The sequence below is a fragment of the Olivibacter sitiensis DSM 17696 genome (assembly GCF_000427965.1).
Lineage (GTDB): Bacteria > Bacteroidota > Bacteroidia > Sphingobacteriales > Sphingobacteriaceae > Olivibacter > Olivibacter sitiensis.
The window spans coordinates 13,324-32,467 of the sequence record NZ_ATZA01000022.1 but is presented as its reverse complement, the minus strand read 5'-3'; the positions used below and the strand labels follow the sequence as shown (position 1 = coordinate 32,467).

General features: G+C 43.7%; 12 protein-coding genes. 5 read left to right on the top strand and 7 right to left on the bottom strand.

Annotated elements, in window-relative coordinates:
- Positions 1 to 24 precede the first annotated feature (24 nt).
- On the bottom strand, positions 25 to 1,761 hold the full coding sequence (locus A37S_RS0112515) for a phospho-sugar mutase (protein ID WP_051293120.1): 1,737 nt from the start codon (positions 1,759 to 1,761) through the stop codon (positions 25 to 27).
- Positions 1,762 to 1,812: 51 nt separating this feature from the next.
- Positions 1,813 to 3,204 carry a UDP-glucose 6-dehydrogenase gene (locus A37S_RS0112510; RefSeq protein ID WP_028297277.1) on the bottom strand — a complete coding sequence of 464 codons (1,392 nt, stop codon included), beginning with the start codon at positions 3,202 to 3,204 and terminating at the stop codon, positions 1,813 to 1,815.
- A gap of 213 nt (positions 3,205 to 3,417) precedes the next feature.
- On the opposite strand from A37S_RS0112510, the gene porL reads away from it, so the two are divergent.
- Positions 3,418 to 4,221, top strand: coding sequence for a type IX secretion system motor protein PorL/GldL (gene porL, locus A37S_RS0112505; RefSeq protein ID WP_028297276.1), 804 nt, complete (start codon positions 3,418 to 3,420; stop codon positions 4,219 to 4,221).
- Between the two features lie 52 nt (positions 4,222 to 4,273).
- On the top strand, positions 4,274 to 5,806 hold the full coding sequence (porM, locus tag A37S_RS0112500) for a type IX secretion system motor protein PorM/GldM (protein ID WP_028297275.1): 1,533 nt from the start codon (positions 4,274 to 4,276) through the stop codon (positions 5,804 to 5,806).
- Positions 5,807 to 6,031: 225 nt separating this feature from the next.
- Here the strand turns inward: porM and A37S_RS0112495 are convergent, their stop codons facing one another.
- The 3 genes from A37S_RS0112495 to uxaC form a co-directional block, all read right to left on the bottom strand.
- The gene (locus A37S_RS0112495; RefSeq protein ID WP_028297274.1) at positions 6,032 to 7,636 is read right to left on the bottom strand and encodes a Na+/H+ antiporter; all 1,605 of its coding nucleotides are present in this window, start codon (positions 7,634 to 7,636) and stop codon (positions 6,032 to 6,034) included.
- A 144-nt stretch (positions 7,637 to 7,780) separates the two neighbouring features.
- Positions 7,781 to 9,148 carry an MFS transporter gene (locus tag A37S_RS0112490; protein ID WP_028297273.1) on the bottom strand — a complete coding sequence of 456 codons (1,368 nt, stop codon included), beginning with the start codon at positions 9,146 to 9,148 and terminating at the stop codon, positions 7,781 to 7,783.
- Between the two features lie 29 nt (positions 9,149 to 9,177).
- Positions 9,178 to 10,581: a glucuronate isomerase gene (gene uxaC, locus A37S_RS0112485; RefSeq protein ID WP_028297272.1), complete on the bottom strand. Its 1,404-nt coding sequence runs from the start codon at positions 10,579 to 10,581 to the stop codon at positions 9,178 to 9,180.
- A gap of 395 nt (positions 10,582 to 10,976) precedes the next feature.
- Here uxaC and A37S_RS0112480 point away from each other — a divergent pair, with 395 nt between their 5' ends.
- From A37S_RS0112480 to A37S_RS0112470, 3 genes are all read left to right on the top strand, one after another.
- Positions 10,977 to 12,137: an efflux RND transporter periplasmic adaptor subunit gene (locus tag A37S_RS0112480; protein ID WP_028297271.1), complete on the top strand. Its 1,161-nt coding sequence runs from the start codon at positions 10,977 to 10,979 to the stop codon at positions 12,135 to 12,137.
- 67 nt (positions 12,138 to 12,204) lie between these two features.
- Complete coding sequence (locus A37S_RS0112475; protein ID WP_028297270.1) at positions 12,205 to 15,369, top strand: efflux RND transporter permease subunit; 3,165 nt, start codon at positions 12,205 to 12,207, stop codon at positions 15,367 to 15,369.
- A gap of 11 nt (positions 15,370 to 15,380) precedes the next feature.
- Positions 15,381 to 16,847, top strand: a complete 1,467-nt coding sequence (locus tag A37S_RS0112470) for an efflux transporter outer membrane subunit (RefSeq protein ID WP_211229788.1) — start codon at positions 15,381 to 15,383, stop codon at positions 16,845 to 16,847.
- 65 nt (positions 16,848 to 16,912) lie between these two features.
- Here the strand turns inward: A37S_RS0112470 and lepB are convergent, their stop codons facing one another.
- Both lepB and dapB read right to left on the bottom strand, forming a co-directional pair.
- A complete protein-coding gene (gene lepB / locus A37S_RS0112465) occupies positions 16,913 to 18,370 on the bottom strand; it encodes a signal peptidase I (RefSeq protein WP_084163886.1) in 1,458 nt (485 codons plus the stop codon).
- Positions 18,371 to 18,376: 6 nt separating this feature from the next.
- Positions 18,377 to 19,120 carry a 4-hydroxy-tetrahydrodipicolinate reductase gene (gene dapB / locus A37S_RS0112460; protein WP_028297267.1) on the bottom strand — a complete coding sequence of 248 codons (744 nt, stop codon included), beginning with the start codon at positions 19,118 to 19,120 and terminating at the stop codon, positions 18,377 to 18,379.
- Positions 19,121 to 19,144: the final 24 nt, after the last annotated feature.

Sequence of the window (19,144 nt, the reverse complement as noted above, 5' to 3'; positions counted from 1 at the left end):
CTCAATTAAAACAAACTCTAAGATTTAAGACAAGATATCCTTCATCATGGCGTCAATCTTATCGTCTAATTTTCCATTTACTTCATCGTAGCTATCTATATCTTTTAGCGGCATCTTCGCACTGCAATAGAATTTTATTTTGGGTTCTGTGCCCGATGGCCTAGCAGAAATGACACTTCCATCTTTAGTAATAAACTGGAGCACGTCAGACTTAGGTAGGTCTATGGTCCGCGATTCAAGACTTTCCATATCAGTTTCTATGCTATTTGCATAATCTCTCACATGTGCCACCTCATAGCCACCCAATGACCTTGGCATATCTAGCCTGAGCCTTTCCATCATCGCTTTGATTTCCTCTGCACCTGCCTTGCCCTTTTTGGTAACAGATATTAACTTTTCCTTATAAAATCCATACTTCACGTATAGCTCTAGCAGCGCTTCAAACAAGGTTTTCCCTTTTGTTTTGTAAAATGCAGCCATCTCCGCTATGAAAACGCATGAAATCACCGCATCCTTATCCCTTACCATCTCCCCCACCAAGAAACCATAACTTTCTTCTCCTCCCACCAAAAACTCCTGTTTGCCTTCTCGCTGAGTGATCAGTTGTCCGATATATTTAAATCCCGTCAACACATCATACACTGGCACTCCATATGCTTTTGCTATCTGGGCAATAAGTTCGGTAGTGACTATGGTCTTACAAACATAGTCGTTGTCCTTCAGATTGCCAGATGCATGTTTGGAACTCAACACATAATCTACCAAAAGGCTTCCGATTTGGTTCCCGTTAAGCAGCTGCCATTCTCCAGCTATATTCTTACAACCAACGCCCACTCTATCCGCATCAGGATCGGTCGCTAGTACCAAATCGGCAGAAAGAGCCTGTCCTTTATTCAATGCCATAGACATAGCTTCCTTCTCCTCGGGATTTGGATAAACAACCGTTGGGAAATTGCCATTTGGTTCGGCCTGTTCATCCACCAACAGCACATCTTTAAATCCCCAAGCCTTAAGCGCCTTGGGTACCAAGGTAATTCCCGTTCCGTGAATCGGGCTATAAACAATCTTTAGATCTGACGCTTCTTCGACAGCTTTCGCGTTGAGCTTCAGCTTTAATGCTTCTTCAATATATTGATCATCGAGCTCCTCCTTAAGCAGGTGTATATTTTCCTGCTTCCCTCCAAAATCCAAATCCTCTATTGAAACTTGATTCACTTCGTGAATTACGGCCTCGTCATGAGGAGGTACCAATTGCCCTCCATCATTCCAGTATGCCTTGTATCCATTATACTCTTTGGGATTGTGCGATGCAGTAAGCATTACCCCGGCCTGGCAATGCAGCTTACGAACGGCATAGGATAAAAGGGGGGTAGGCCTCAAAGAAGAGAACAAATAAACCTCAATATCATTAGACGAGAATATGTCGGCCACTGTCTGGGCGAACTCCTTTGAATTATTTCGGCTATCGTAGCTTATCGCTACTTTAATGGTATTGTAGCCTTGCTTCTTTAGATAATTGGCAAAGCCTTGGGTAGCGAGTCCAACGGTATATTTGTTCATCCTATTGGTCCCCACGCCCATTATCCCTCGAAGGCCGCCAGTACCAAATTCAAGGTCCTTATAAAAAGAGTCGGTTAATTCATCGTAGCTTCCTGCGTTCAGGAGTTCCCGTATCGTCTTCTTGGTTTCTTCGTCGTAATTGCCGCTCAACCATTGATCTATCCTTGTTTTAACAGTTGCTTCAAGTGTGTCCAAAGCCATATATTAATGAAAAAAATTAAACCAAAACATTGTTCGCAAAATAGACATCCACTAGCTTCCTATTGCCCAAACCTTAAATCCTATTTGCTGCAATGCAGCCTTGTCTAATAAGTTCCTACCATCAAAAATGTTTGCAGGTTTGAGCATATTGTCGTATATCCGCTTCCAATCATATGATTTAAATTCGTCCCATTCTGTCAAAATGGCGATCGCATGGGCATCTTTGCATGCCTCATAGGGATCCTGATATGTCTTTATGAGCTTTCTGTTTTCTTCAGGAGACCGCGTATCCAAATAGTCCATATCAGTCAATACTTGTTGCTCCGTAACCTTTGGATCATAAACGGCAATATTAGCTTGCTCATGCAATAAGTGATCGGCTACATAAATGGCGGCAGATTCCCTGGTATCGTTCGTGTCTTTCTTAAAAGCCCAGCCCAAAAACGCAATTTTCTTGCCATTTACCGTATTATATAATTTTTGAATAATCTTGTTTGCAAAACGGCGTTTTTGATGATCATTCATGATGATGACCTGCTCCCAATAATCAGCCACTTCGGTCAATCCATATGAACGGGCGATATAAACCAAGTTTAGGATATCCTTTTGGAAACATGAACCACCAAAACCCACGGATGCCTTTAAGAATTTAGGCCCAATCCTACTATCGGTACCTATCGCCCTGGCTACTTCATTTATATCGGCCTCCGTATACTCGCAAAGCTCTGACAATGAGTTAATAGAAGAAACACGCTGTGCTAAATAGGCATTAGCAGTAAGCTTGGACAGCTCGGAAGACCAGATATTAGTTGTAAGGATCCTTTCACGAGGCACCCAATTTGCATAAATCTCCACCAATGCTTCAATGGCTTCTCGCCCCTCTTCGCTTTGGTCGCCACCAATCAACACCCTATCTGGTTCAAAAAGATCTTCCACGGCTGTTCCTTCAGCCAAAAACTCTGGGTTAGACAGAATCCTGAAGTTTACTCCATTTCCCGTATTTTGCAAAATGTCCTTCAACGCACTGGCAGTACGAACAGGAAGAGTAGATTTTTCAACGATAATTTTATCCGATTTAGCAACCCGAGCGATTTGACGGGCACACAATTCTATCCACTTTAAGTCGGCTGCTTGTCCTTTACCTGCACCATACGTCTTAGTTGGCGTATTTACAGATATAAAAATCAACTCAGCATCCTCAATCGCACTTTCTACATCTGTTGAAAAAAACAAATTTCGCCCTCTAGCCTCTGCTACTACCGCACTTAACCCGGGTTCGTAGACCGGGATTTTTTCGACATCGGGATCATTCCATGCAGCTATTCTTGCTTCATTTAGGTCTACTACAGTCACCCTTATATGAGGGCACTGTTTGGCAATAATGGCCATTGTCGGCCCACCTACATATCCAGCTCCAATACAACAAATTTTACTAATGCTCATGTCTTATCTATCTCTTAAAGTTTTGGCAAGTTTAAGGTTTTTTTTGTATTTCCCAACACGATTTAGTCACATAAGCATACCTAATTGATGGTATTTCAGAGTTTTTTTCCGTTTTTTTATTTCTTAGTGCGAGAAATGCCTTATATTCGGAAAAAATTTACAAATCGATTTTTATTTACACTTTAAAATTTAGGACAAAATTTACACAGCGTCATGGCAAAAGCTAAAGGAAAAAACCCCGGATGGTTGCACGTTGCAATTTCATGGGGAGCTAGTATCGTAATTATTGGAGCAATGTTTAAAATCAACCACTGGGGAGGTTCGTTGGGAACCTATCTCATAGGTGCAGGTTTGACAATAGAGGCCATCCTTTTCTTTCTTACAGGTCTATATCCGCCTGCGGAAGATCCACATTGGGAAAAAGTATATCCAGAATTGGCAGACGATTATAGCGGCCCACTGCCTGTAAGGCAAAATGTTGCAGCTGCTCCTAGCAGTACCGCAGCTTTGGACAAAATGCTGAATGACGCCAATCTCTCACCAAAAAGTTTCGAACAATTGGGCGCTGGCCTGAAAGTATTTAGTGAAAAAATCGGCGCAATCAACCAAATTGCAGATGCATCGCTAGATACACGTGAGTTCTCGGAAAAACTTAGGACCGCAAGTAGTAAATTTGACAGTTTGAGTATCGCTTTCGAAAAGGCAACAAGTAATTTGTCTTCTATAGGCGAAACCAAAACCGACACGGAAGCCTATCAAACACAAGTTACTAAACTGGCGACCAATCTAGGTGCTTTGAACAGCATTTATGAATCTGAATTGAAAGAATCTAGCAGCAACCTACAGAAAATCAACAGCTACTATACCAACTTAGCTGAAACACTGCAAAACTTCGCAGACTCCTCAGAAAACACGGCCAAATTCAAAGAAGAAGCCAACAAACTCGCCAAGAATGTCGCTACATTAAACTCAATATACGGCAACATGCTTTCTGCGTTGAACCAGCCTAGGGTCTAAGCCCCCTGCTTTACACTTATTTTTTTATAATAAACTAAAGAAAAAAAAACGCATGGCTGGAGGAAAAGAAACGACTAGGCAGAAGATGATCAACATTATGTACCTCGTGTTACTAGCAATGTTGGCGCTGAATGTCTCGGATACTATATTAGAAGCGTTCAAAACTATTAATGACAGTCTGGAGACCTCAACTTCGAACGTGAGTACATCCGTAGAACAACTGTTTACTAGTTTTGAACAGACAAAATTGAAGGATAACCCAGAAAGGGCAAAGCCCATATATGAAAAAGCAAAACAAGCTTCTCAATTGGCAGGAGAGTTAAACTCCATGATTGAGGAGTTGAAACAACGGTTCATAAATGATGGCGGTGGAATAAACGAGGAAACTGGCGACATCAAGATGAGAGACAATACCGATATTGCCCAAAGTATCATGATAAATGGTAAGAAGGCAACGGAATTGAAAAACAAAATCAATGAAACCAGGGAAAAACTCATCGAGATCCTAGGTCCAAAAGATGCTGAATTGGCAACATTCTCCCTAGAGGCAAACGACCCTAAGAAAGCTGTGGGTACCAAAAGATCTTGGGAGCAAGTAAATTTCGGGGAAGGCGTTCCTTTGACGGCTGCAATGACTATTTTATCTAAAATACAAGCAGACGCAAAAAATGCCGAGTCGGATGTCGTCAAACGCATATTAGGTCAAATGGATCAAGCTGTTGTAACCCTTGACCAGTTCGAGGCTGTCGCTGTGGCTCCCACATCCTACCTCATTCAAGGACAACCATATGAAGCAGAGGTGTTTTTGACCGCTTACGACAGTAAATCCAACCCTACGGTTACGGTAGGTGGCAGCGCTTTGCCAACTAAAGATGGAAGAGGCCTATATACCGTAAGTACAAGCAAGGAAGGTACGTTCACATGGAAGGCAAATATCCTTGTAAAAGGTACCGACGGCACGGATAAAACTTATACTACAAAAGAGCAATCGTACACAGTAGCAAGACCATCTGCCGTGGTATCGCCAGACAAGATGAACGTCTTCTACATCGGTGTGGACAATCCGGTTTCTGTCTCTGCACCAGGTATTCCTGCTGACAAAATAAAGGTGAGTATGAGCGGAGGAACAATATCTGGAAGCAATGGCAAGTATAATGTTCGCGCCACGACTCCAGGAACTGCCAAGGTTTCCATCACCGCCGAAGTAGCCCCAGGGAAATCACAAACGTTGAGCACTACTGAGTTCAGGGTGAAGCGTATTCCTGATCCAATTGCTAAGTTTGCGGGCAAATCTGGAGGCTCCATGCCAACTGTAGCTATCAAAGCGCAAAGTGCACTGTTTGCTACGTTGGAGAATTTCGAATTTGACGCCAAGTTTAATATCACTAAATTCAGTCTTATCATTGCCAATCCAAGAGCGGATGCGATTGTATTAAGTGCAAACAACAATCAGCTGAGCCCAGCAATGAAAAATGCACTGAACGGCATCAGCCCGGGAGCTAGGGTTATATTTGACCAAATCATCGCAGTTGGTCCTGACGGATCACCAAGGCAACTGGCTCCGGTAGCACTTACCGCAAATTAGTCTTCTGACTAAAAAATCTTATACATAAAAATCCTGTATCGTAAACTGATACAGGATTTTTTATTTCAGATATCGGATTACGACACGCCCTCCTTCATATTAAGCAAGCCCATTAATCCACTTAAATATCAGAACAGGATTAAATAAAAAAACTTAAGTATCCAAAAACTCTTTTTTCACAACTTAAAATGCAATGCTGCTATCCTTACAAAATTCATTTTCTGTCTAGTCCCTATTTAACCTAGCTTCCTCCAAGTCAAGATTGTTTTCCATCAGTCGCAACACCTCGTCATCGTATTTCTTTTCTAAGCGAAATTTATTCAATCCCTGCCTTCGCAAAGACACAAGTTCAAGCATTATTTTGCGATATAACCCACGAACGGACTTTAGCGCTTGTTTCTTGTCATCTTCATTTGACGTGGCTTCGGCCGCCGCGACGCTTCGCTCTAGCTGCTCCTTTATACGTGCAATTGTTTCATATTGCCCCATTTCATAACTGTAGTTGGTATCCAAATATTCGATCGATTGTTTCCCTAACTCTAATCGAATAGCCTCTATTTGCTCCTCTTCCGGAATATAGATATCCACTTCCTCCACCTTAAGCAGCTTCAAGAATAATGGCAAAGTAAGTCCTTGAAAGACCAACGTAACCAAGATAACGGCAAACGTAATAAACAAGATCAAATTGCGGTGAGGAAATTCCGAACCATTATTTAGCGTGAGCGGAATGGCCAAGGCGGATGCCAACGAAACCACTCCCCGCATACCTGCCCAGCCGATAATAAACGGTAGTTTAAGTCCTGGACTACGCTCTTTTTCCCTAATTCTTTTGCTAAGTAGACGAGGAATGAAAGCAGAAAGGTAAACAAGGACAATACGGATAACAATAACCATTGCGCTGATGATTAATGCATAACGTATAGCTTCCTCCATTGAATAACTGCCTAGCCCTTCCACGATTACAGGAAGTTCCAATCCGATCAATATAAAAACAAAACCATTTAATAGAAACCCAACCGTAGACCACACTTCCTTTGTCTGCAAACGCGTATCGTAGTTGAGATAATCACTAGACCGAAAAGACAGAAAAAGCCCACCGCTCACAGCAGCCAATACACCAGACCATTCAAATTCTTCGGCAACGATATACATTAGATACGGAGCTATCAACGTCATAGGAGTAGTAATACTGGATCCTTTCACCCAATAACGCAATACAAAATAAAGTATATGCGCAATTACGAGGCCAACGAATACACCCATTACAGCCAATTCAAAGAACTCGACGGTCGCTTCCTCAAGCACAAACTGACCAGTCAAAATAGCTGCAATAGCAAATCGGAATATAGTCAGGGAGGCTGCATCGTTCACCAAACTTTCACCCTCCAGAATAGCTAGTCCCCTCTTGGGTACGCTCATACCCTTCAATACAGAAGTAGCCGCCACAGCATCCGGTGGCGATATGATGCCCCCAAGCAAAAAACCGAGGGCCAATGTAAATCCCGGTATAATTTGAACTGAAAAAAAAGCAATTGCGGCCGAAGTGACCAATACCAATCCAAAACCCAATATGAGAATAGACCGCCTCCAATTCCACAGATGGTTCCAAGAACTACCCCAAGCAGCCTCAAACAATAAGGGGGGCAAAAATATCAAAAATATAAGATCAGGCTCTACACTTATATGAGGCACGCCGGGAATGAAGCTGATGGCGAGTCCCCCAATGACCAGAAAAATAGGATAAGATATCTTCAGTCGCTGGCTGAGCATGTACAGCAGGGACATCATGAAGAACAGCGAAAGTACTAAAAGCAAGTTTTGATGTATCATGGCATAAAATTACCCGTTTTTAAACTTTTGATACAACAAAATAAAAAAAGAATTCACCAAATAGCACAAGAATCGTCTTATTCAACTCTTGCGCTAATCTTTTCTCACAATTTTTTCGCAGGCATTTGCACGTTCCGCATCTATTTACAGATCCGTAATAGGCTTGTATTTAGGCACCAAGAACTTCATGACGGTCCATGCGATCACATAGCTCACGGCGCAGATAGCGAACATGATGGTGTAACCTGTCTGAATATTGCCCATTGCCTTATAATGGTCAAATAATGCCCCTCCTAGCTTGGAGATAACTACTCCACCCAAGCCCCCAGCCATGCCTCCTATACCCGTCACCGAGGCCACGGCTTTCTTCGGGAACATATCGGATACCGTGGTGAATATATTGGCAGACCAAGCCTGATGGGCCGATGCACCTATGCCTATGAGCAACACAGGCAACCAAAAAGTAATCCCGCCCAATGGTTGGGCCATCAGAATGAGTATGGGAAAAAGAGCGATGATGAACATGGCCTTCATACGGCCATCATAAGGCGTCATCCCTTTATTGATGAAGTAGACCGGAAAGTAGCCCCCACCAATACTGCCAATCATGGTCATGCTGTACAGTACGGCCAATGGCAGCATAATATCCGTCCCAGTCATGCCATACTGTGCATTGAGATAGGCCGGCAGCCAGAATAGAAAAAACCACCATACACCATCTGTCATAAACTTGCCGACGAAAAAGGCCCAAGTCTGTCGGTAGCCCAACAACTTGACCCATTTCACCGGTTTTTCCTTTTCTCCTACGGGCACTATATTGGCCTTCTCTACGTCCACCAAGATGTAATCCATTTCTTCTTTGGAAAGCCTTTTCTGCTTCTCCGGCTTGTCATAGAAAATGAACCAAAATATGAGCCATAAAAACCCTATCGCTCCGATGATAATAAAGGCGCTCTGCCAGCCCCAATGCGAAGCAATCCATGGTACAGTCAATGGAGCCAATATGGCTCCTATATTGGATCCAGAATTGAAGATACCAGTGGCAAAGGCCCGTTCTTTTTTGGGGAAGTACTCGGCCGTGGCCTTAATGGCTGCCGGAAAATTGCCCGATTCCCCAAATGCAAGCACACTCCTGGCGACGATGAAACCGACGACCGAAACGGATAGCCCTGTGAAACCCAATACGGCCAATATGTTCACTACCCCTTGACCTATAGGGATGGCCCCCGCATGGATAATGGCCCCCAAGGACCACACAACTAGAGCAATGCCATAGCCCCATTTGGTACCTAACCAGTCTATGAACCTACCAGCAAATAACATGGAAAGAGCATACATGAATTGAAAGGCCGCCGTGATATTGGCATAGTCGCTATTGGTCCAGCCAAACTCTGCCTCCAAAGTAGGGTGCAACAAACTCAACACTTGGCGATCTAGGTAATTGATGGTGGTTGCAAAGAATAAAAGAGCGCAAATCGTCCAACGATAACGTCCAATTTTTGTTTCGTACATAATTTAAGTTTTCTATTTTTCTTTTTAGCCTATGGCCAATCAATGTATTGGTTAATATTATTGTAACAAATATCCTGGATTATTTTCCCTACCCAAGAAATATCGTTGGGCAATTCACCTTGCTCTATGTCGTCGCCAAAGAGGTCACATAACAATCTACGGAAATACTCGTGTCTGGGGAAAGACAGAAAACTTCGCGAGTCAGTCAACATCCCAACGAAGCGGCTTAACAGTCCCATATTGCTCAGTGCATTCAATTGTTTGGTCATGCCATCTTTTTGGTCCAAGAACCACCATGCGGAGCCATACTGAACCTTTCCGGGAAAAGACCCGTCGTTGAAATTTCCTGTCATGGACGCCATCACCTCATTCCAAGAGGGATTGAGATTGTACAATATCGTCTTGGCTAGTTTATTTTCCTTGTCCAAGTTGTTCAAGAATTTCGATAAGGCCTTCGCTTGTGAAAAATCGCCAATTGAATCCCATCCCGTATCGGCTCCCAATAGTTTCAACATACGGTGGTTATTGTTTCGCAAAGCTCCCAAATGATATTGTTGCACCCAGTTTTTATCCGCATCCCACTCTGCGAAGTGAATCAACATCGCCGACTTGAATTTTCTCTGCTTTACCACGTCCAAGTTTTTTCCGGACAAAATCACTTCAAAGGCTTTCGTCACCTCCTCATCAGTGTAGTCTTCTGCATAAATTTCTTCCAAACCATGATCCGATACACGGGCACCATGTTCATGGAAATAGTCATGACGCTGCTTCAGGGCTTTTAAGTAATCAGACAGGGAATGAATGGCTATATCGGTCACTTCCTCCAACTGCTTCACATATTCCCCAAACATGTTGGCATCAGAAACATCCATCGCCTTATCTGGACGGAAAGCTGGAAGCACCTGGATATCATACCCCTCATCACGCAATGCCCGATGGTAGGCCAAATCATCTATTGGATCATCTGTCGTACAGATTTTCTTTACGTTCATCTTTGACAGCAAGCCTCTCACTCGATAATCCTCCTTGCTCAATCGCTCCTTGCATCTGTCATAGATAGCATCAGCGCTCTTCCCATCTAGCAATTCATGCACATCAAAATAGCGTTGCAATTCCATGTGAGTCCAATGATATAAGGGATTGCGCATGGTATACGGTACCGTTTCTGCCCATTTCCGAAATTTTTCCCTGTCGGGAGCATTGCCTGTAACATACTTTTCATCTACCCCATTCGCCCGCATGGCACGCCATTTATAATGATCGCCATTCAGCCAAACCTGTGTAATATTATCAAACCGTGCATTTTCCTGAATTTGCCTTTGGGATAAATGACAATGATAATCCACAATGGGCATATCCTTAGCAAATTCATGATAAAGCGTTTGCGCAGACTTTGTTTTTAAAAGAAAGTGCTCGTCCAAAAATGGTTTCATATAAAGTTTAAATTCGTTGGTTAGTTAAAAACATTCAATATCAAAGTTTCGTACCTTGCTATGGATAGGTACTCTAGCGATTGCCTTCACCCATTGCATATCGAATCCATACAATTTTACGATTATAAACATAGGGAACCAAGCATTTCACACGCTTTAATCACGCAATCGTTATCGGAAACGTTTAAGACAACCCTGCAGCACGACTATCGTTAAAAGTCATTGCTCCTAAAATAAGTGCAGCAAAAACTCCCTGATATAACAAATAAGCACATTGGCACAAAAAATGCTTTTTTAAGTCAGCTAATCCAACAAATTTCAATACTAGTTGGTTTATACAAAACGACACGTGTATCTGGTGCGTTGTCTTTTTTAAATAGAAATATACTTTATAAATGAAAAAAAAACGCAAACAGCTTAAATCACTCATTTTATTGCTATTATCCACATTTGTTATATTCGGATTCGCTAACTGCGGCTCCGGTTCTTCCGAAAACGAAAAAGACGAAAAAGACCTTCTGGCTTTACCGGTCTTCAAGGTTGATACAGGTACGGCATTGACAGTAAGGGATTATATAGGAACCATAGAAGGTAAAGTGAATGTAGAGATAAGACCACAGGTTGAGGGTATCCTCGAAAACATCTTTGTCGATGAAGGAGCGTACGTACATAAGGGCCAAGATTTGTTCAAAGTAAACGAACTCCCATATCGGGAAGCGCTTAAAAATGCAGTAGCAGAAGAAACGGTAGAAAAAGCAAAACTAAAAAATGCGGCTTTGGAAGTGGAAAGGTTGCGGCCCCTGGTTGAGAACGATGTCATTTCCGATGTGCAGCTGCGCACCGCTCAAGCCAACTATCAAGTAGCGCAAGCATCCGTTCAACAAGCGGCCACTGCCGTAGCAACCGCAAAAATAAATCTCGACTTTACGATTATCAAAGCTCCAGTAAGTGGCTATATAGGACGTATACCGAAGCGGATTGGCAACTTGGTCACGAAAAACGACTCTCAGGCAATCACTACACTATCAGACACTCATGAAGTCTATGTATACTTTTCCATGAGTGAGGCCGATTTCTTACATTTCACCAAGGGTATTGATTTGCCCGATTCGACTAGTGTGGCAGAGACAAACGACATCATCCCCTACGTACGGCTGATATTGGCAGATGGTACAGAATATGGAGAGCGAGGGATAGTCGATGCCATTGATGGACAGGTAAATCGGAATACGGGAGCCATTTCCCTAAGGGCCAAGTTCCCTAACGAAAAAAACATATTGCGCTCGGGCAATACCGGAACCTTAAAAATGGAAGAACGCAAGCCCGGTGTTATCCTTATTCCACAGGTAACCACTACCGAACTTCAGGATAAAGTGTTCGTTTACACCGTGACACCCGACAACATCGTCAAGATGCGTCCCATCATCCTTGACGGCACAAGTGGCGCCAACTATATCGTGAAGGAGGGATTGCGACCAAATGAGCTCATCGTGTTATCGGGCATTGAAAAGCTGGAAGATGGCATGAAAATTAAACCGCAAATTCAAAATCAGTAATAAAAGTTACGTCGGCGACAGCCTATCCGTAATTTATACGACACAAGATATATCTATATACTAATTTATGCTCAAAACAATCATAAATAGACCCGTACTGGCAACCGTTATATCCATTCTCTTGGTCATACTGGGTATAGTGGGCATGATTCAATTGCCCATTACGCGCTTTCCCGAGATTGCACCTCCCAGTGTTACTGTGTCTATGACCTATCCTGGAGCAAATGCAGAAACAGTAGCACAAAGTGTACTCCTTCCTGTAGAAGAAGCAATAAACGGAGTGCCGAATATGACCTATATGCGCTCTACATCCAGCAACTCCGGAACGGGCACCATTAATATTTTCTTCACCAGTGGAACTGATCCCGATCAAGCAGCTGTAAATGTGCAAACACGCGTATCAAGAGCTGCTAGCCTCATACCTCCAGAGGTAAACGAATCAGGCATCAGCGTTACCCCCAGACAAAACGGGGTAATCATGACCATCAATATTTTTAGCGAAGATCACAACTACGACGAAACGTTCATTCAGGCCTATGCCCAAATCAACGTCAACAGGGAACTTTCACGCGTACCTGGCGTTGCAGGCGTTGGACGAGTAGGCGCTAGAGATTACTCCATGCGCATTTGGCTCAATCCAGATAAGCTGGCACTCTACAACCTGTCTACGCAAGACGTACGAAAGGCTATTGAATCCCAAAACTTCGAAATAGCTCCAGGGAAATTTGGTGAGGCTTCTAAAGAGGCTTTTGAAACCGTACTGTTGCATCGCGGACGCTTTGTATTGCCAGAAGAATACAACGAAATACCGATTCGAACCAATGACGATGGATCGGTACTGTACCTGCGGGATGTGGCAAGAATCGAGCTGGGCTCATCCAATATTAGTGCAAACAACAAGGTGGATGGGCATCCTGGACTGACGTTGAACATTACGCAAAATAGTGGTTCCAATGCAGTGGAAATAGACGAAGGTATAAGAAAGGTGCTCGAAAGACTAAGTCAGGCTTTTCCAAAAGGAATGAAGTATGAGATTACTTATAGCGTTCGGGATCAAATTAATGAATCCATCAACCAAGTCCAACATACGCTTTTTGAAGCTTTCATTCTGGTATTCATTATTGTGTTTATCTTCTTGCAGGATCTCAGATCTACCCTAATTCCAGCCATAACGATCCCTGTTTCTCTGGTGGGTACCTTCTTTTTTCTCCAGGTCTTTGGCTTTTCCATCAATGTGCTCACTATGTTCGCCCTAGTGCTGGCCATAGGCATCGTGGTAGATGATGCCATCGTTGTAGTGGAGGCCGTACACCAAAAAATGGAACGAACGGGACTATCGGCACGCAAGGCAACCATATCCGCAATGGGCGAAATCACCGGAGCAATCCTATCCATCACCATGGTCATGGCGGCAGTATTCTTACCTGTTGGTTTCATGCAGGGTCCGGCAGGTATCTTCTATCAACAGTTTGCCTATACTCTGGCCACTGCCATCCTCATCTCGGCATTAAATGCACTCACCCTTAGTCCCGCACTCTGTGCCCTTTTGTTAAAAAATCCGCATAAGGAGCATGAAGGAGAATATAAAGCTAAGCCCAAACGAACATTGATCGGTAAATATGTACAGGGCTTTTTCACGCGCTTCAATATGTGGTTCGATATATTAACGAACAAATACATTCGCTCCCTACACTTCCTGATGAACAGAAAGACACTGAGCATGTGCGGACTAGCCATTGTCACATTGCTGGGCCTTTTTGCCATGAACAGAACTCCTAAGAGCTTTATCCCTACCGAAGATGACAGCTTTCTAACCTTGACCATGGCTCTGCCACCCGGCGCGTCCTTGGGAAGGAGCGAAGAACTGCTGGACAAAGCGGATAGCATCTTAAGGAAACGTCCGCAGATAGCCAGCATGACTACCATCGCTGGCGACAATGCCCTGTTTGCTACCGTGAGTCCGTCCTTTGGTACCGCATATATTAACCTTAAGGAATATGGAGAACGTGGCAATATTAAGAACATCAGCGCCATCATAGACACCTTAAAGCAAGATTTAGCGCAAGTAAATGGCGCTACATTCAATATATTCCCCAGACCAACGGTACAAGGCTTTGGTGATTTCAGTGGTCTGGAGTTCGTATTACAAGACAGGTTAGGAGGTTCCTTTGCCACCTTCGCGGACGTATCCGACAATTTCATAAACGAGCTGCTAAAGCACGACGAAATTGCCACTGCATTTACGCCCTTCAAAGCCACATTTCCCCAATATTTACTGGAAATAGACTATGTAAAGGCACAAACACTGGGTGTGAACGTAAAAGAAATGATGACAACTATAGCCAACTACTACGGTAGAGCTCGAATAGGCAACTTCAGCCGCTTTGGGCGCCTATACAGCATCTTCATGCAAGGAGAATTACAGCAGACCATCAGTCCAGAAACGTTCAAGAACATATTTGTAAAAAACAGTCGCGGCGATATGGTCCCTGTAAATACGTTGATAAAACTAGTAAAAAAGCAAGGCCCTGAAACGGTTACAAGGTACAATCTCTTCAATGCCATTACCATCAATGCGACACCTGCTCCCGGCTATAGCACTGGCGATGCCATGAAAGTGGTAGAAGAAGTGGCATCTGCTCAGCTGAACAATAATTACAGCTACGAATGGACAGGCATGAGCCTAGAAGAACGCGAATCGGGCGGACAGACGGCCTTTATCTTTGGACTGAGCATCCTCTTTGTCTACTTCCTACTGGCCGCACAATACGAAAGCTATATTCTTCCTTTTGCCATCCTACTTTCTGTACCTGTTGGACTTGTTGGTGTTTTTCTGGCGGTCAACCTTGCAGGTTTGCAAAACAATATATACGTTCAGGTAAGTTTAATTATGCTCATCGGCCTATTGGCCAAAAATGCGATACTCATCGTAGAATTTGCCGTTCAGCAACGAAAAGCAGGTCTCAGCATCTATGACTCGGCCATCGAGGGTGCAAGATTGCGCTTACGTCCAATATTAATGACCTCTCTGGCATTTGTTGCAGGCTTAGTGCCGCTCATGTGGACGGTTGGCCCATCTGCCATTGGAAATCACTCCATTAGTATAGGCGCTGCTGGCGGAATGTTGTTCGGCGTTTTTCTGGGTATTTTCATTATTCCCGTTTTGTATATCATATTTCAAAACATCCAAGAAAAACTCAGTGCCAAAATGAACGTAGAAGAAGAAGATTAATGCATTACATCATGAAAAAAAAACATTATCGGATATCAGTATTGCTTTTCGTTCTATTTTGCGGGTTTGTTTCGGCCTGCAAGGTGGGGCAAAACTACCAACGGCCAGAGCTGGTTCTTCCTGAGAAATATAGAGACGAAATAGTACCTGCCGATTCGATAGGAATTGGCAACATTTATTGGAAGGACTTCTTTGTGGACACAACCCTGCAAAAGCTCATAGATTCGGCTATTGTGAATAATTACGACATGCGAAAGGCTCTGCGCACGGTACAGATTGCCGAGCAGATCATGTTTCAGAATCGTGCACAATTTTTCCCGACCATCACCGGCCAGTTGGCCGATGTAGACAGGAGTTACCGTTCTAGAAATGCATTATCCACCCCTAGTACGCGATACTATGTAGACCGCAACAGGACTGCTCCTAAAGATGGCTACATCATCGGCTCCAATCATGTCACTGGCATTTCTTTAAGTTGGGAAGCCGATATATGGGGCAAAATACGAAGGCAAAACGAAAGCGCCTTGGCAGATTACCTAGAAACCTACGAAGCGCGCAAATTGCTCCAAACCCAGCTTGTGGCCGATGTGGCTGAGGGATATTATAACCTGCTGATGCTCGATGCGCAAATGGAAGTAGCAAAAAGGAACCTTAGACTGAACGATAGCACCCTCCGTATCGTGAAACTGCTGCGCGATGCAGGCGAGCCCAATGTCACATCACTCGCCATTCAGCAGACGGAGAATCAGCGACTGTCTACAGCTGCGCTAATTCCTCAGTTGGAAAGGCAAATCGTGATACAGGAAAACACCTTGCGAGCACTGGCAGGGCAATTGCCCGACAGCATAAGCCGAAATGCTTCTATCTCCGATTTAATCATTGAAGATTCAGTATCTGCCGGTGTGCCGCTCTACATGGTAGGCCATAGACCAGATGTACGCGCTGCCGAACTTGCCCTTCGCTCAAAGAATGCGCAGGTTGGCGTAGCCCAATCATACCGTTACCCAAGTCTCACCATCGACCTAGAAGGCGGCCTGAACAGCATGCTGCCTACCAATTGGGTGAAGATCCCCGGATCCTTGTTTGGCAGTATAGCTGGCGGCCTCACACAACCTATATTCCAGCAGAGACGCTTAAAGACCAATCTTGAAGTAGCAAAATTGGAACGGGAACAAGCTGAATTGGACTTCCAACAGACGGTGTTAGACGCCATAAACGAAGTAACCAACACATTAATAACCCTAAAAAAACTTAGTGAAGAATATGAAATAGGGGAACAAAGAGTAAAAGTTTCCCAACTGGGCGTACAGCAGGCCAATTTATTATTCAAAGCAGGCTATGCCACCTACCTGGAAGTGATTACCGCACAACAAAATGCCATAGATAGTGAACTGGAGCTAAATGAGCTCAGACAGCAACAGCTTGTGGCACGTGTGGAACTATACAGAGCCCTGGGCGGAGGCTGGCAGGCTGAATAAAGCGCAATAACTTTGGCAATGTTCAGAACATTGCCAAAGTTTAATGTTCAGAACATTGCCAAAGTTTAATGAATAGATTTAAATATCCTATTCCACCTGATGCGTTCAAACAAAGAACCTGCCTTATCATCCAGGCTCATCCATACCAATAGCGCTTTTCCTACGATATGATCCTCTGGCACAAATCCCCAGTATCGGGAATCTAAGGAATTATGCCTATTATCTCCCATCATCCAGTAATAGTCCATCTTAAAGGTATAGCTATTGGCCCGTTCTCCATTGATGAAAACCGCTCCTTCCCTCTTCTCCAATTTATTTCCTTCATACAAGCCTATTGCACGCTCATATATTGGCAGATTTTCTTCGTTTAGCTGCACTGTCCACCCTTTCTTGGGAATGATGATGGGGCCATAGTTGTCTTGGTTCCAATTTTGACTGATAGCCGCCTTCGGAAAAACCGGATCCATATCTGCCGGATGCCCTTTCTCCTCTAACCTGGGCATCACGCTGACAATATTGCTCCAACCGGAAAGTTTCTGAGCAAGCTCCTCGGTCAATGCCAATAGATACTCCCTTTCACTAGCCCTATAGCCGTCAATGCGCAGATCGTGCAAGCGATCGGGATTGATATCCGTACCGTCTGTAATAACCGTATAATACAGCTGTTCCCCTGGAGGATTGTATTCTTTTGTACCATTCACGTATACCTGAGCATTGTCTATCCAAAGCGTATCGCCCGGTATTCCCACAGCTCTTTTAATATAATTTTCTCTTTTGTCTACTGGCCTATTAAACGGTTCGTCGGCATCCATGGGGTAGTTAAATACTACGACATCGTTGCGCTTTATCTGCTGCAGGGCTGGCAGTCGCCTATAGCTCAATTGAATACCATCCCAATACGATTTAGTACCTATCACCGGCATGGTGTGGTGCGCAAAAGGGAAGGAAACAGGCGTAATGGGCAATCGTGCTCCATAGTTCACCTTGCTCACAAACAGAAAATCTCCTATTAGCAAGCTACGTTCCATAGAACCGGTAGGAATCATAAAGGCTTCTATAAAAAAAGTACGTATAATAGTGGCTGCAACTACGGCAAACACAATGGCATCAGCCCACTCCCTTGTAGTTGATTTTTTATAAGGGTATTTTTTCTTGAACGCTTCGGTAGCCGAGCCCCCCAGATATTTGGTATCCTTATCCAGTCCCCATACAAGGAATACAAGCGGTGCCAAAAGAATGGCTCCAACATGTTGCAGGAAGCTGGTCTTTCCAAAGCTCTTTGCCACGTCCACCATTAATCCTATTCCCACAAAGAAATTTATCAAGGGAATAAAGAACAATGCAATCCACCAATTTGGTCTTCCAACTAATTTTAATAATTCAACTATGTTCCAAATTGGAACGAATGCCTTCCAACTGTTGAAATGCCCTGCCTTCTTAAACAAAAAGAAGGTACCTATATTGGCAACAGCATTTATTAATACTAGCAACAGTACCCATAAAATAAAACTATATAAATCCATTTATCTTTAATTAAAATCAAACATGTCCTTTACGGTATAAAAACCTTTCTTATCCTTCAGCCATTCGGCGGCGATTACAGCTCCCATCGCAAATCCAGCTCTGCTATGGGCAGTATGCTTCAGTTCAATCTCATCCACTTCCGAGCTGTATATCACAGTATGCGTACCGGGAACCTCCTCAATACGATGAGAGGCAATAAGCAGCTCATCAGCTTTGGGCATCACTTCATTCGCCGACCCCACCAAGTTATTGACCCATTTCACCTTATCGTCCAATTCGCTCAATATATCCTCGGCAATGGTAATGGCGGTGCCGCTTGGTGCATCTAGCTTATGCACATGGTGCACTTCCTCTACCTGTACTTCATAATCCGCTTCATATGGCCTCATGGCCTTCGCCAACAATTTGTTGATATGAAAAAAAATATTGACTCCAATGCTAAAATTAGAACCTATCATCAGGGATTTGTTCCCGGAGAGACATTTATCTTTTACCTTATCTAAATGCTCATACCAACCGGTGGTGCCTACCACAATTGGGACATTCGCCTCGAAACAGAGTGCTATATTAGCCAATGCAGCATAAGGCGTACTGAAATCAATAGCTACGTCTATATCGGCAAAATCTTTTGCGGTTATCTGCGCCCTATTACGCGCACCTATAACCAAGGGAACGTCGTGCCCCCTAGCTAACGCGATATTTTCTATAATATGGCCCATCTTACCATATCCCAAAAGTGCAATATTCATAAACCTAAGTTTTACTTAAAATTG